Annotated in this window: 11 protein-coding genes; 8 read left to right on the plus strand and 3 right to left on the minus strand. The window is 71.4% G+C overall.

Going from position 1 to position 13,768, the window contains the following annotated elements; all coding sequences use genetic code 11:
- Positions 1–83: 83 nt before the first annotated feature.
- A complete protein-coding gene (locus tag ACZ6RT_RS06735) occupies positions 84–2,585 on the minus strand; it encodes a glycoside hydrolase family 9 protein (RefSeq protein WP_470152604.1) in 2,502 nt (833 codons plus the stop codon).
- A 341-nt stretch (positions 2,586–2,926) separates the two neighbouring features.
- Positions 2,927–3,820, minus strand: coding sequence for a glutathione S-transferase family protein (locus tag ACZ6RT_RS06740; protein ID WP_470152487.1), 894 nt, complete (start codon positions 3,818–3,820; stop codon positions 2,927–2,929).
- Positions 3,821–4,042: 222 nt separating this feature from the next.
- Here ACZ6RT_RS06740 and ACZ6RT_RS06745 point away from each other — a divergent pair, with 222 nt between their 5' ends.
- The gene (locus tag ACZ6RT_RS06745; protein WP_344893733.1) at positions 4,043–4,549 is read left to right on the plus strand and encodes a flavin reductase family protein; all 507 of its coding nucleotides are present in this window, start codon (positions 4,043–4,045) and stop codon (positions 4,547–4,549) included.
- Between the two features lie 132 nt (positions 4,550–4,681).
- Here ACZ6RT_RS06745 and ACZ6RT_RS06750 read toward each other — a convergent pair whose 3' ends face one another.
- Complete coding sequence (locus ACZ6RT_RS06750; RefSeq protein ID WP_399186614.1) at positions 4,682–5,740, minus strand: dihydrodipicolinate reductase; 1,059 nt, start codon at positions 5,738–5,740, stop codon at positions 4,682–4,684.
- Between the two features lie 365 nt (positions 5,741–6,105).
- On the opposite strand from ACZ6RT_RS06750, the gene ACZ6RT_RS06755 reads away from it, so the two are divergent.
- The 7 genes from ACZ6RT_RS06755 to ACZ6RT_RS06785 all read left to right on the plus strand — a co-directional run bounded on the left by ACZ6RT_RS06755 (position 6,106) and on the right by ACZ6RT_RS06785 (position 13,746).
- Positions 6,106–7,002, plus strand: coding sequence for an SDR family oxidoreductase (locus ACZ6RT_RS06755; RefSeq protein ID WP_399186613.1), 897 nt, complete (start codon positions 6,106–6,108; stop codon positions 7,000–7,002).
- A gap of 129 nt (positions 7,003–7,131) precedes the next feature.
- Complete coding sequence (locus ACZ6RT_RS06760; protein WP_470152488.1) at positions 7,132–7,365, plus strand: hypothetical protein; 234 nt, start codon at positions 7,132–7,134, stop codon at positions 7,363–7,365.
- 445 nt (positions 7,366–7,810) lie between these two features.
- Positions 7,811–9,325 (plus strand): sugar ABC transporter ATP-binding protein, encoded by a 1,515-nt coding sequence (locus tag ACZ6RT_RS06765; protein ID WP_470152489.1) that lies wholly within the window; start codon positions 7,811–7,813, stop codon positions 9,323–9,325.
- Positions 9,322–10,350, plus strand: a complete 1,029-nt coding sequence (locus tag ACZ6RT_RS06770) for an ABC transporter permease (protein ID WP_470152490.1) — start codon at positions 9,322–9,324, stop codon at positions 10,348–10,350. Before ACZ6RT_RS06765 ends, ACZ6RT_RS06770 begins: the two co-directional genes overlap by 4 nt.
- 89 nt (positions 10,351–10,439) lie before the next feature.
- Positions 10,440–11,504 (plus strand): substrate-binding domain-containing protein, encoded by a 1,065-nt coding sequence (locus ACZ6RT_RS06775; RefSeq protein WP_470152491.1) that lies wholly within the window; start codon positions 10,440–10,442, stop codon positions 11,502–11,504.
- Positions 11,504–12,742: a Gfo/Idh/MocA family protein gene (locus ACZ6RT_RS06780; RefSeq protein WP_399186609.1), complete on the plus strand. Its 1,239-nt coding sequence runs from the start codon at positions 11,504–11,506 to the stop codon at positions 12,740–12,742. The genes ACZ6RT_RS06775 and ACZ6RT_RS06780 overlap by 1 nt, the downstream gene beginning before the upstream one ends.
- Positions 12,739–13,746: a sugar phosphate isomerase/epimerase family protein gene (locus ACZ6RT_RS06785; RefSeq protein WP_399186608.1), complete on the plus strand. Its 1,008-nt coding sequence runs from the start codon at positions 12,739–12,741 to the stop codon at positions 13,744–13,746. Before ACZ6RT_RS06780 ends, ACZ6RT_RS06785 begins: the two co-directional genes overlap by 4 nt.
- Positions 13,747–13,768: the final 22 nt, after the last annotated feature.

Consider the following 13,768-nt stretch of genomic DNA (forward strand, 5'->3'; position numbering starts at 1 on the left):
GCCGGGCGTCCGGAGACGACCCGGCCCGGCTCGTGGACGTACCGAGCCGGGCCGGATCGATCACCCGCGTCGGGCGGCGGGGATCACTTGCACGGGACGCCGTTGAGCAGGAGGCGTTCGGGCTTGGGGTTGGGGCCGGGCGCCTCGGCGCCGATGAAGCCGAAGGAGACCGACCCTCCCGGCTTGATCACCTTGTTCCAGCCGAGGTTGCGGGCGGTCACGGTGGCGCCCTCCTGGACGAGGTCGGCGTTCCAGTGCCGCCGCACGGTCTGGCCGCCCAGGAAGGACCAGCTCAGGCTCCAGCCGTCGATGGCCTTGGGGCCGGTGTTGGTGACGGTGACCTGGGTGTTGAACCCCTCGGGCCACTGGCCGTGCCCGGTGTAGGTGACCTTGCACGTCCCCGGCGGGACGGCCAGGGACGGGGTGGCCAGGTAGGAGCCGATCCAGGCGAGCGGGGCGTTCCAGTTGATCGTCAGCTCGTTGGTGGCCCAGGACTCGATGTCGTCGATGTAGCAGAACTGGGGCTTGCAGCCCTTGAGCTTGGCCTGGGCGACCGGGTCCTGGATGGCGGAGTTGGGGCCGCCGGCCAGGGTGCCGCGCGGCGGGTTGGGCAGGGACGGGTCGAGCTGGTGGGCGTACCAGCGGCTGTGCTGGTTCTTGGAGGCGACCTCGCCGTAGCCGGTCACGTACGACTGGTTGAGGGCGTTGCGGCCGAAGATGTAGTCCAGGCCCTCCAGCACGCCCTCGTGGTACTTGGCCTCACCGCTGATGTCGTGGGCGACGGCCATGACCACCATGTTGTTCAGCACCAGATGGCTGGAGCCCCAGTCGTAGTCGCCGGGGTTGTACGGGACGCCGTACGGGTGGGCCTTCTGGACGGCGAGGTAGCGGTCGGCGCCCTCCAGCACCGACTGGCGCACCCGGGCCCGGTCCGGCAGCGCGTTGGGCACGGTCGCCAGCTGCAGGCGGCCGAGCTGGGCGGTGTGGCCCCAGTCGAAGCCGCGCTCGCGCCAGATGTCACCGGTGTGGTGCGGCGAGGCGAGCACGTGGTCGGCGAACTCCTTGCCCGCGGTGGCCAGGTAGAGCTCGGCCGCGGCCCAGTAGAACTCGTCGGTCACGTCGGTGTCGTCGTAGGCGCCGCCGCCCGTCGCGTCGGCCGGGTCGGCGTAGCGGGCCGGGTCGGCCTTGGCCGCGGCCCACGCCTTCTTGGCCGCGGCGAGGTTGCGCGCGGCGAACGCGGCGTCGTACGGGGCGAAGACCCGGGCGGCCTGGGCGGCGGTGGCGGCCAGGTTGAGGGTGGCCGCGGTGGAGACCGCGTGCAGCTCGCGTGGCTGCGGGTCCAGGTGGGGCAGGAGCGGCAGGCCGGTCCAGTTGGCGTCGTGGATCTTGTGGTGGGCCATGCCGGCGTGCGGGCGGCCGTCGGGGACCTGCATGCTCAGCAGGAACTCCTGCTCCCAGCGGGCCTCGTCGAGGATGTCGGGCACCCCGTTGCCGCTCTCGGGGATGTTCAGGTCGCCGTCGCCGTGCAGGCGGTCGGCCTTGGTGCGCTCGAAGGTGGACATCAGCTGGTGGACCGAGATGCCGCCGTTGACGACGTACTTGCCGTGGTCGCCCGCGTCGTACCAGCCGCCCTTGACGTTCAGCGTGTAGTCGCAGACGCCCGGCTTGCAGGGCACCTCGATGTCACCGCGGTTGGGGGCGACGCCGACGTGCCCGGCGGGCCTGCCGTAGCCGGGGCGCAGCGCGTCGAGGATCTCGATGCCGCTGCGCTGGGTGTAGTAGAACTTCAGCGCGTCGGTGCCGAGTTCGGAGTAGACGTCCGCGCCGATGTCGAACGGGCGGCTGGTCTCGCCGTCGGCCGAGAGCGTGTACCCGGTGAGGGACGCCTTCACCTGGCTGAAGTCGATCGAGTGGACGTTCTGGCCGGAGCTGGCGTCGACGCCGCGCGGGACGGTCTCGCCCTCGGCGACGACCTCGCCGTCGCGCTTCAGCGTCCAGCTCACCGGCTCGGTCTTCTCGGTGACCAGGGTGGCCCGCTTGGGCCCGGCCGGCAGGTAGCCGACCATGTTCACCCGGACGCGAGGCCCGGTGTCGGGCTCGTAGACCTCGGGTTCGGCCCCTCCCTTGAGGGAGACGTCGTCCACGCAGAACCTCCACGGGGTGGCGCTGCCCCCGAGCTGGAACGCCACCTGCGCGCCTGGCAGGTCCACGGGCGAGGTGAAGGTGAAGCGGTGGTCGGCGGCGGTCGCGCCCAGCTCGGGGGTGGCCGACAGGTACTGGGTGTAGGGGTCGACCGGGAGCTGGACCAGCGCCTTGACCGTCCTGGGCCCGCCCTGCGGCGCGGCGCCCGAGAAGGAGAACGCGTAGGTCTCGTCCTTGACCAGGGGGATGTCGTCCTGGCCGATGATGACGTCCCACGGGTTGGCGGTACCGCCGGGGACGTCGGCGCAGAGCCGTCCGTCCTCGACCTCCAGCGTGGTGTTGGGGGTGCCCCACCAGGGGGCGGTGCCGCTCTCGAAGGTGCCGTTGACGATCTGTTCGGGACCGTCGTCGGCGATGGCGGGCAGGGGGGTCAGGGTCACCATGGCGGCGGCCGTGGCGAGGGCGAGCCAGACGGACGGCCTGGTGGCGCGGTGTCGCGGCGAGGCGGTCCGGGGCGAGGGCGTTCGGGTCACGGGCGGTCCTTCGGACGGGGGTTTCTCCCGGCGTGGGAGCCCGGTCGTGGGAGCGCCGGATGGGGGCCGCGGCCCCGGACCGAGGTCCGGAACCGAAGTGGGAGCGCTCCCACTACCGAGACGTGCCGATGTTTCCAGCGCGTTTCGCCCACCGTCAATGGACACCCCTCCCGGCCCGGCCGCTGACCGGGCGAATGCCCGATATATCCGATGAAACTTTCACCGTCGGGAGGCGGCGCCCGTGACGGCCGTCAGGGAGCGGTCCAGTCGATCTCCGGGCCGCGCGGGACGATCCCGCTGGGGTTGATGTTCGTCTGGGTCACGAAGTAGTGCCGCTTGATCTGGTCGAGGTCGGTCGTGCCGCCGAAGGCCGGCAGGGCGTACAGCCTCCGGGCGTAGGCCCACAGGGCCGGATGGTCCGTCAGCCGCCGCAGCGAGCACTTGAAATGCGTGTTGTAGACGGCGTCGAACCTGGCGAGCGTGGGGTAGAGCCGCACGTCGCTCTCGGTGAGCGCGTCCCCGTGCAGGAAACGCCGGGCCGACAGTCGCTCCTCCAGCAGGGCCAGGGTGGCGAACACCTCGGTGACCGCCTCGTCGTAGGCGGCCTGCGAGCGGGCGAACCCGGCCCGGTAGACGCCGTTGTTGAGGCCGCGGAAGATCACCTCGTTCAGCGCGTCGATCTCCTCGCGCAGCTCCCGCGGGTACAGGTCGGGGGCGCCCTCGGCGTGCCAGGGCGCGAAGGCGGTCTCCAGGGTCAGGGTGAGCTGCGGGTAGTCGTTGGTGACCAGCCGCCCGGCGACGGTGTCCCAGACGCACGGCACCGTGTACCTGCCCTCGTAGCCGGGGTCGGTGGCCAGGTAGAGCTCGGAGAGGTACTCCACCCCGGTCACCGGGTCCCCGCCGGGCATCCGCCAGCCCTTCTCGTCCCTGATCGGATCGACGATCGTGACCCCGATCACCTCCTGAAGGCCCAGCAGCTCGCGGACGATCAGCGAGCGGTGCGCCCACGGGCAGGCGTAGGAGGCGTAGATCTGGTAACGGCCGGGCTCCGGCGGGTGCTCGCCGCCCTCCTCGATCCGCGTCGTGAACCTGTTCGGCTGCCTGACGAAGCGGCCGCTCTCGGAGGTCTCCTTCTCCAGCTTCATGCTCCGACGGTACGGGACGCGGACGGGGCGCGGACGGGACGTGGCGGCCCCGCGCGGACGGGGACGTGGCGGACGGAGAGGAACGGAGGCAGGGCATGGGTGTCGCGCGGAAGAGATGACTGCATTAATGGGTTGCTACAGGTGTCCTTTGTTCCTCGGAGGGGGAAAAGTGACCAAGTGGAGCATCCAGGTGATGACCGGCGAGTCCCCGAGCGAGGCGTCATGACGGAAACCCTGTCCGGCCAGGCGGTCGACGCCGAGCGCTTCCGGCAGACGCTCGCCCTCCACGCCGCCGGAGTCGTCGTGGTGACCGCGCAGGTCGACGGCGTGCCGATCGGCCTGACCGCCACCTCGTTCTCGTCGGTCAGCCTCGCCCCCCCGCTGGTCTCCTTCTACGTGGACCAGTCGTCCACGACGTGGCCCCGGCTGCGGCAGGCCGGCCACTTCGCGGTGAACGTGCTGGCCAGCGACCAGGCCGAGGTGGCCTCGCGCTTCGCCAGGAGGGGGGTGGACCGTTTCGCGGCTCCCATCTCCTGGACCCCCGGCTCGCACGGCGTCCCGCTGCTCGGCGGGGTCTCGGCGCACCTGGTCTGCTCCCCGCACTCCACGGTGGACATCGGTGACCACGTGCTGGTCGTCGGCCTGGTCACCGAGACGGGGGTCGAGCCCGGCGGGCGTCCGCTGCTGTATCACCAGGGCCGTTTCGGGCGCTTCATCCCGCACCCCTGACCGCGCCGCCACCGGGAGGCGGCCGGATGCCCGGAGGTCTTCTGCGATCCGCGTCCGGCCCGCGCCGGGCCGCGCGGGACGTTCGGGGGAGACCTGCGCCGAAGGACGCCTCGGAGGGGGCCGAGAGGGTCCTCAGGCGAGGCGTACGGTGCCCCGGCCGGTGGCCAGGGGAAGATCCAGCGCGGTGCGGATGCCCGGCGGGGCCGCGCACAGGGCCGCCACGGAGTTCACCGCGTGGGCGGCGGCCCCGGCCAGGCCGTGGGAGATCTCGTCGACGCTCAGCATCAGCTGGGGCACGCCCTCGATGTGGACGCTGAAGCCGGGACCGGCCCAGCGGTCCACCCGGGTGGCGTCGGCCTTGTAGACGCACTCGACGGTCATGAAGGGACGGCCGCGGACCAGCCCGCTGAACATCCAGCGGGACGCGCACACCGTGCCCCGCCGGACCAGGCCCGCGTCGATCTCGAACTCCTCGGTGGCGAGCTCGAACTCGTCGCTCTCCTCGACCTCGTCGAGCTCCACCCCGAGGTTGTCGGCCACGAACTGGACGCTCTCGGCGAACAGCGAGCGCTGGAAGGCGCGGAACGGCCGTACGGCGGCGGCGTAGTCCTTGGCCGAGCGGGTGAAGCCGAACAGGTCCACCACGATCTGCCGCGAGGGGTGCCCCCGGAAGTCCGAGGACTCCCGGACGTAGATGTGGTCGACCCGGCTGGACAGGCCGGTCAGCGTGAGCGGCAGCACGTCGCTCATGAAACCGGGGTTGACCCCGGTGCCGTGCAGCGACGACCCTCCCGCCCGGCAGGCGGCCTCCAGGCGTTCCACCACCCCGGGGCCGTAGCACTTGGGGTAGACGAAGCCGGTGGTGGTGATGACGTTCTTGCCGGCGGCGAGCAGCGCGCAGATGGTCTCGACGTCGCTGGGATGATCCCCTCCGAAGTAGAAGGCCGGCAGCGGCATGTGCAGCACGCAGTCGGCCTCCGTCGCCAGGATCTCCTCGACGTCGTCGGTGCAGATGACACCGGCCTCGGGGAGCCCGACCAGGGTTCCCGCGTCCTGTCCCACCTTGTCCGGGTCGTAGACCAGCACCCCGGCCAGCTCGAACTCGGGCCGGGTGATCAGGCTGCGCAGGGAGTATCTGCCGACGGCGCCCGTGGCCCACTGGACCACGCGCAGGGGCGGCGATAAGGACATATGGGGCCTCCAGCCCGAATGAGTGGGCGGGGCCCTACTGGAAGGAGTTGAGGGGTGTCGTCGTTGACCCTCGCCCGTGTGGGGCAAAAACTTTAGCAGAAATTAACACGCTTGCTCACTAAGAGCAATTATCCCATTCGTTTTCGGTTACCGGTACGGCCGGAGTGCGACCGTCCGATTTGGGTGCCCGCACAGTCGCGCGGCCGCCCGGAGCCGTCCGGGCGGCACCCCGGCCGCGGTGTCCCGGGGGCGCGGACGTGATCGTTCCCGATGGTGGCGGGCAGGTGTCGCGTCCGATGGCATCGCGGGGGCCGGGAGGTTATTGTTCGGATGACTAGAATTATGTTCTCGTGGGAGGAACGCGGATGTCAGAGCTGCGATTCGACGGCAAGGTCGCGATCATCACCGGGGCCGGTCACGGTCTCGGCCGCTCGCACGCGCTGTCGCTCGCCGGGCGCGGCGCCAAGGTGGTCGTCAACGACCTGGGCGGGGCGCTGGACGGTACCGGGGCCTCCGCGGGGCCGGCCGCCGACGTGGTCGAGCTGATCAGGAAGAACGGCGGGGAGGCCGCCGTCAGCACCGACGACGTGGCGACCCCCGAGGGCGCCGCGGCGATCGTCCGGACCGCGATCGACGCCTTCGGGCGGCTGGACATCGTCGTCAACAACGCCGGCATCCTGCGGGACAGGTCCTTCGGGAAGATGAGCGTCGAGGAGTTCGACCAGGTCATCGCCGTCCACGTCCGCGGCTCGTTCCTGGTGAGCCGGGCGGCGTTCCCCCACCTCAAGGAACAGGGGTACGGCCGGATCGTCAACACCTCCTCGCCCGCGGGCCTGTTCGGCAACTTCGGCCAGGCCAACTACTCCACCGCCAAGATGGGGCTGGTCGGTCTCACCAAGACGCTCGGCATCGAGGGTGCCAGGGCCGGGATCAAGGCCAACGCGATCGCGCCGATCGCCTGGACGCGGATGACCCAGGAGATCCTGCCGGCCGAGTTCGAGGCGACGTTCACCGCGGAGCGGGTCAGCGCCCTGGTGACCTTCCTGGCCCACGAGGCCTGCGAGACCAGCGGTGAGGTCTTCAGCGTCGGCGGCGGCCGGATCGCCCGGGTGTTCGTGGCCGAGGGGCCGGGCTGGCGCAAGGAGGACCACACGGTCGAGGACATCCGGGACAACTGGGACGCGATCCTCGCCGAGCAGCCGTACCTCACCCCGACCACCCTCGGCGAGCAGGCGACCGCCTCCATGAAGGCGATGCTCTGAGCGTGCTCTGAGTCTGTCCTGAACGGATTCCGGACGGGCCCCGCGTCGTCCGGGGCCATCACGGGGCCCGTCACGGGTCCCGTCCGGCGCCGCCGCCCCCGCGGCGCGTCCGATCGTCGCGAGCACCCGGTGAAGGCGCGTGACGGCGTGGAGGCCGGGGCCCGCGGGGCGCCCCTCGGCGAGCGCCCGGGCCGTCTCCCGGTGGAGCGCCGCCGCGTCGTCCACCGGTCCGGCCGCAGGGTCGAAGGGGACGGTCCGGTCCTCGCCGCCGCACCGGACGTCCCGGCCGGTCCGGTGATGGACGTGCCGGGATCGGGCCGCGTGACGGTGAGCGTGTCCCCGGAGCCCACGAGCTTCACGTAGAACCCGTCCGGGCCCCCGCCGGCGCCGTGCACCGCGGCCGGGACGGCCCTGCGCGCCCGGCCCGCCGACGGGTGAGCCCCTGCGGCCCTGCCGAACGGCCCCGCCGGGCCGACTGCGACGTGCGGCAGGGCGGCCTGCGCGGTGGCGACGGGCTCCACGCCCCGGACGGCCCATGTCATCGCGCGTCCGGTGCCCCCTCGGCGCGAGGGTGACCCCCTGACGTCCGGGATCGGATGCCGCGCGCCAGACTTTTGCTGATTTCTGCAAAAGTCTACGAACTGTTAGATGAAAGCCCTTCACAAACCAGGACGTAGAGGGTTAGCTTCTGCACATCCCATGGTGGAGGGGAGGGCGTCGGCGTCGGTGTCGGCGGTGTGGCCCGCACGGGCCCGGCTCCCCCGGCGACCACGTCTTCTCCGGCCCCACGAGGAACCAGCGAGGCTCCATGTCCGAAGCCACCCCCCTGCTCGTCATGCGAGGGATCGTCAAGCAGTTCCCCGGTGTGCGCGCCCTGGACGGCGTCGACCTGGAGGTGCTGCCCGGCGAGGTGCACTGCCTGCTCGGCCAGAACGGCGCGGGCAAGTCCACGCTGATCAAGACTCTGGCCGGGGCGCACCAGCCCGACGAGGGCACGATCACCTTCGGTGGCGAGGAGGTGCGGCTGTCCAGCCCGATCGCGGCGATCCGGCTGGGAATCTCCACGATCTACCAGGAACTCGACCTGGTCGACGGACTGAGCGTGGCCGAGAACGTCTTCCTCGGCCACGAGCCGGCCCGGCTGGGCTTCGTGGGCCGCGGGGCCGCGGCCCGGGCGACCCGGGAGGTGCTGGCCCGGCTCGGGCACGGCGAGATCCGCCCCTCGACCGAGGTCGGGCGGCTCTCACCGGCCGCCAAGCAGGTGGTGAGCATGGCGCGGGCGCTCTCGCACGACACCCGCCTGATCGTCATGGACGAGCCGTCGGCGGCCCTGGCCCACGACGAGGTGGGCAACCTGTTCCGGATCATCCGGGAGCTGACCGCGCAGGGCGTGGCGGTGGTCTACATCTCGCACCGGCTGGAGGAGATCCGCGAGATCGGCGACCGGGTCACCGTCCTCAAGGACGGCCGCACGGTCGCGGTGGGCCTGCCGGCCAAGGACACCCCGACCTCCCAGATCATCTCGCTGATGACCGGCCGCACCGTGGAGTACCTCTTCCCCGACCGGCCCGAGGCCGGTGCGCGGCAGGACCGCGCCGAGGTGCTGCGCGTGGAGAACCTGAGCGTCCCCGGCAGGGTCGAGGACGTGTCGTTCTCGGTACGGGCCGGGGAGATCGTGGGACTGGCCGGGCTGGTCGGCTCGGGCCGTTCGGAGATCATCGAGGCCGTCTACGGGGCCCGGAAGTTCTCCGGCCGGGTGACGCTGGAAGGCCGCCCGGTGGGCCGCGGCGGCACCGGGAACGCGGTCCGGATGGGCATGGGGCTGGCGCCGGAGGAGCGCAAGGCCCAGGCGCTGCTGCTGGACCAGAGCGTCTCGCGCAACATCAGCCTGGCGAGCCTGGGCCGCTACTCGCGGCTGGGCTGGATGGACCGGCGCCGCGAGGCGGCCGACGCGCGGGCCATGGTGGAGGCGCTGGACATCCGGCCGTCCGACCCCGAACGGCCGGTCAAGACGCTCTCGGGCGGCAACCAGCAGAAGGCGGTGCTGGCGCGCTGGCTGCTCAACGAGCGCCGGCTGCTGCTGCTGGACGAGCCCACGCGCGGGGTGGACGTGGGAGCACGGGCGGAGTTGTACGCGCTGGTACGGCGGCTGGCCGACGACGGGATCGGCGTCCTGCTGGTCTCCAGCGAGGTTCCCGAGGTGCTGGGCCTGGCCGACCGGGTGCTGGTGATCAGGGAAGGCCGGATCGTCCGCGAGGCCGCCGCCGGAGAGCTGGACGAGCACGCCGTCCTCGACATGATCATGGAAGGAAGTCCGGTATGAGCGAGTCCCGGCCGCCGTCGGTGGACGAGAAGGTACGGGCGACGGGGCAGGGCCGCGCGCCCGCGGCCCCGCCGAGCCTGCTCACCCGCCTGGGAGACGTCCCCCACCTGGGGCTGGTGGTCGCGCTGGTGCTGCTGGCGATCGTGGGCCTGATGACGGTGCCCGACACCTTCGCCACCACCTCCAACATGGTGAGCATCCTGTCGCTGGCGGGCACCATCGGGGTGATCACGGTCGGCATGACCTTCGTCATCATCGGCGGCGGCATCGACCTGTCGGTGGGCGCGCTGATGGCGCTGGCGTCGGTCTGGGCCACCACGCTGGCCACCCAGGCGTACGGGCCGTTCGTGATGATCGTGTGCGCGGTGCTGGTCGGCACGGGCGCGGGCCTGGTCAACGGCCTGCTGATCGCCTACGGGCGGATGGTGCCGTTCATCGCGACGCTGGCGATGCTGGTCGCCGCCCGAGGACTGGCCCAGCGGATGTCGAACCGCCGCACCCAGCTCGTGCAGCAGGGCAACGAGGCGATCGTGGGACTGTCGACCACCCGGGTGCTGGGCATCCCGCTGCTGGTCTACATCTTCGCCGTCGTCGTGGTGCTGGGCTGGGTGCTGCTCAACCGCACCACGTTCGGGCGCCGTACCTACGCCGTCGGCGGCAACCCCGAGGCGGCCCGGCTGGCCGGCATCGACGTGCGCCGGCACACCGTGGCGCTGTACGCGCTGTCGGGCCTGTGCTGCGGCATCGCGGCCGTGCTGATCATGGCCAGGACCACCACCGGCTCCTCCACCCACGGCGACCTGTACGAGCTGGACGCGATCGCCGCGGTCATCATCGGCGGCACGCTGCTCACCGGCGGCCGGGGGTCGATCATCGGGTCGATCCTGGGCCTGCTGATCTTCACCGTGATCACGAACCTGTTCATCCTCAACGGCCTCAACACCAGCGACCAGCTGGTGGCCAAGGGCCTGATCATCGTGGTGGCCGTGCTGCTCCAGCGGCGCAGCCTCCGAACCGCGACCTAGCCTCTCCCGCCAGGTCACGTCCCCTCGATCTTTCACGATCTTCCCCCGGGTCCGTTCCCGGGACTCAATTCCGAAAAAGGAGCACGGTCATGGCAGAGAACGTCGCGCGCAGGGGTTTCCTGCTCGGCGGGGCGGTCATCGGCGCTGGCGCGCTGGTCACCGGGTGCACGAGCAACGAGCCCGCGGCACCGGCCGCGGCGAGCTCGGCGGCAGCCCCGGCACCGGCTCCGACCGGCGGCAACGACGCACCCGGCGAGAAGGTCGTCATCGGCTTCTCGGCCCCCGCGGCCGACCACGGATGGATCGCCGCGATCGCCAAGAACGCCGAGGCCGCGGCCAAGGAGTACTCGGACGTGGAGTTCAAGCCGGTCGAGCCGACCAACGACATCAACGCGCAGATCTCGGCGGTGGAGTCGCTGATCCAGGCCAAGGTCGGCGCGCTGGTGATCCTGCCCAACGACGGCCAGCAGCTCAACCAGATCGCCCGCCAGGCCTCGGACGCGGGCATCCCCGTGATCAACCTGGACCGGGTCTTCCCCGACAAGCTGTCGTACCGCACCTGGATCGGCGGCGACAACTACGGCATGGGCGTCGCGGCCGGGCACTACATCGGCAAGACGCTCAAGGACAAGGGCGTGGCCGACCCGGTGATCCTGGAGATCCAGGGCATCGCCACGCTGCCGCTGACCCAGGACCGCAGCAAGGGCTTCGAGGACGCGCTCAAGACCTACGGGTTCAGCGTGACCGCCAAGCAGGACGCGCAGTTCACCGTGGAGTCGGGCACCAAGGTCGCGGCCAACCTGATGCAGGCGCACAAGAAGATCGACGCGATCTGGAACCACGACGACGACCAGGGCATCGGCGTGCTGGCGGCCATCAAGGAGGCCGGCCGGAGCGAGTTCTTCATGGTCGGCGGCGCCGGCTCGGCCAACGCGATGCGCGACATCAAGGCCGACAACGGCGTGCTGAAGGCCACGGTCACCTACAGCCCGACGATGGCCTCCTCGGCGATCAAGCTGGCCCGCCTGGTCGCGCAGGGCAAGGGCATGAGCGACCTGATGGAGAAGCAGGTGCCGCAGTCGATCACCCTGGCCTCGGAGACGATCACCAAGGAGAACGTGGACGCCTACCTGCCGCTGGGATTCGAGTCCTGATGAGCCGTCCGGACGAGGAGAGGCCGACGCTGGGGATCGGCATGGTCGGGTACGCGTTCATGGGCCGGGTGCACTCCCAGGCCTGGCGCAGCGTCTCGGCCTTCTTCGACCTGCCGGTCCGGCCGGTGATGGCCGCGCTGTGCGGCCGCTCGCCCGAGGGCGCCGCACGGGCGGCCGAGCAGATGGGCTGGGCGGCCGTGGAGACCGACTGGCGGGCGCTGATCGCCCGCGACGACGTCGACGTGGTCGACATCTGCACCCCCGGCGACTCCCACGCGGAGATCGCGATCGCCGCCCTGCGGGCCGGCAAGCACGTGCTCTGCGAGAAGCCGCTGGCCAACACGGTCGCCGAGGCCGAGGCCATGGCCGAGGCCGCGAGGGAGGCGGCGTCGCGCGGGGTGTACGCCATGGTGGCCTTCAACTACCGGCGGGTGCCGGCGATCGCGCAGGCGGCCCGCTGGGTCGCCGAGGGCCGGCTGGGGGACATCCGCCACGTGCGGGCCCAGTACCTGCAGGACTGGATCGTCGACCCGGAGTTCCCGCTGGTGTGGCGGCTGCGCAAGGAGCTGGCCGGCTCCGGGGCGCTGGGCGACATCGGCGCGCACATCATCGACACCGCCCAGTTCATCACCGGCCAGCACCTCACCGAGGTCTCCGCGCTGACCGAGACGTTCGTCAAGGAGCGTCCCCTGGCCGAGAGCTCGGCCGGGCTGTCGGCCGAGGCCGGCCGGGACGGTGACGGAGCCGGAGGCGGCGAGGGCGGTGAAGGTGGGGCCGGGCCGACGGGTACGGTGGACGTGGACGACGCGGCACTGTTCATCGGCCGGCTCAGCGGTGGCGGCCTGGCCTCCTTCGAGGCCACCCGCTTCGCCACCGGGCGCAAGAACGCGCTGCGCATCGAGATCAACGGCTCGGCCGGCAGCCTGGCCTTCGACTTCGAGGCGATGAACGAGCTGTGGTTCCACGACCACGCCCTGCCCGCCGAGGAGGGGGGGTTCCGCCGGATCCTCGTCACCGAGGCCGGCCACCCCTACGCGGGGGCGTGGTGGCCACCGGGACACGGTCTCGGGTACGAGCACACCTTCACCCACGAGGTGAAGGACTTCGTCGAGGCCCTCGGCGCCGGTACCGCCCCCGCCCCGTCGTTCGACGACGGGCTGCGCGTCCAGCGCGTGCTGGCCGCGGTCGAACGCAGCGCCGCGGAGCAGTCCCGGCTCACACCCGTGGAGGAGACATGAGCAGGCCGATCACGTTGTTCACCGGCCAGTGGGCCGACCTGCCGTTCGAGGAGGTCTGCCGGCTGGCCTCCGGGTGGGGCTACGACGGCCTGGAGATCGCCTGCTGGGGCGACCACTTCGAGGTCGACAAGGCGGTCTCCGAGGACGGCTACGTCGAGCGCAGGCTGGAGATCCTGGCCGAGCACAACCTCAAGGTCTGGACCATCTCCAACCACCTGCTCGGCCAGGCCGTCTGCGACAGCCCCATCGACGAGCGGCACAGGGGCATCCTGCCCGCCCGCATCTGGGGCGACGGCGAGCCCGAAGGCGTACGGCGGCGTGCCGCCGAGGAGATGAAGGACACCGCCCGCGCCGCGGCGAAGCTGGGCGTCGACACCGTGGTCGGCTTCACCGGCTCGTCCATCTGGCACACCGTGGCGATGTTCCCGCCGGTCCCGGCGTCGATGATCGAGGCGGGCTACGCCGACTTCGCCGACCGGTGGAACCCGATCCTGGACGTCTTCGACGAGGTCGGGGTGCGCTTCGCCCACGAGGTGCACCCGAGCGAGATCGCCTACGACTACCACACCACCGTGCGGACCCTGGAGGCCATCGGCCACCGGCCCGCGTTCGGGCTGAACTGGGACCCCTCGCACATGGTCTGGCAGGAGATCGACCCGGTCGGTTTCATCCTGGACTTCGCCGACCGGATCTACCACGTCGACTGCAAGGACGCCAAGGTCCGCACCGGCGACGGCCGGCGCGGACGGCTCTCCTCCCACCTGGCCTGGGCCGACCTGCGCCGGGGCTGGGACTTCGTCTCCACCGGCCGCGGGGACGTGCCCTGGGAGGACTGCTTCCGCGCGCTGAACGCGATCGGCTACAGCGGGCCGATCTCGATCGAGTGGGAGGACGCGGGCATGGACCGCCTGGACGGCGCGCCCGACGCGCTGGCCACCATCCGCCGCCTCAACGCGATCACCCCGCCCACCGCCGCCTTCGACGCGGCCTTCTCCACCGAGTGAGCCGTACGGGGTGATCTCCGCC

It is taken from the genome of Streptosporangium sp. NPDC050148 (assembly GCF_055586505.1).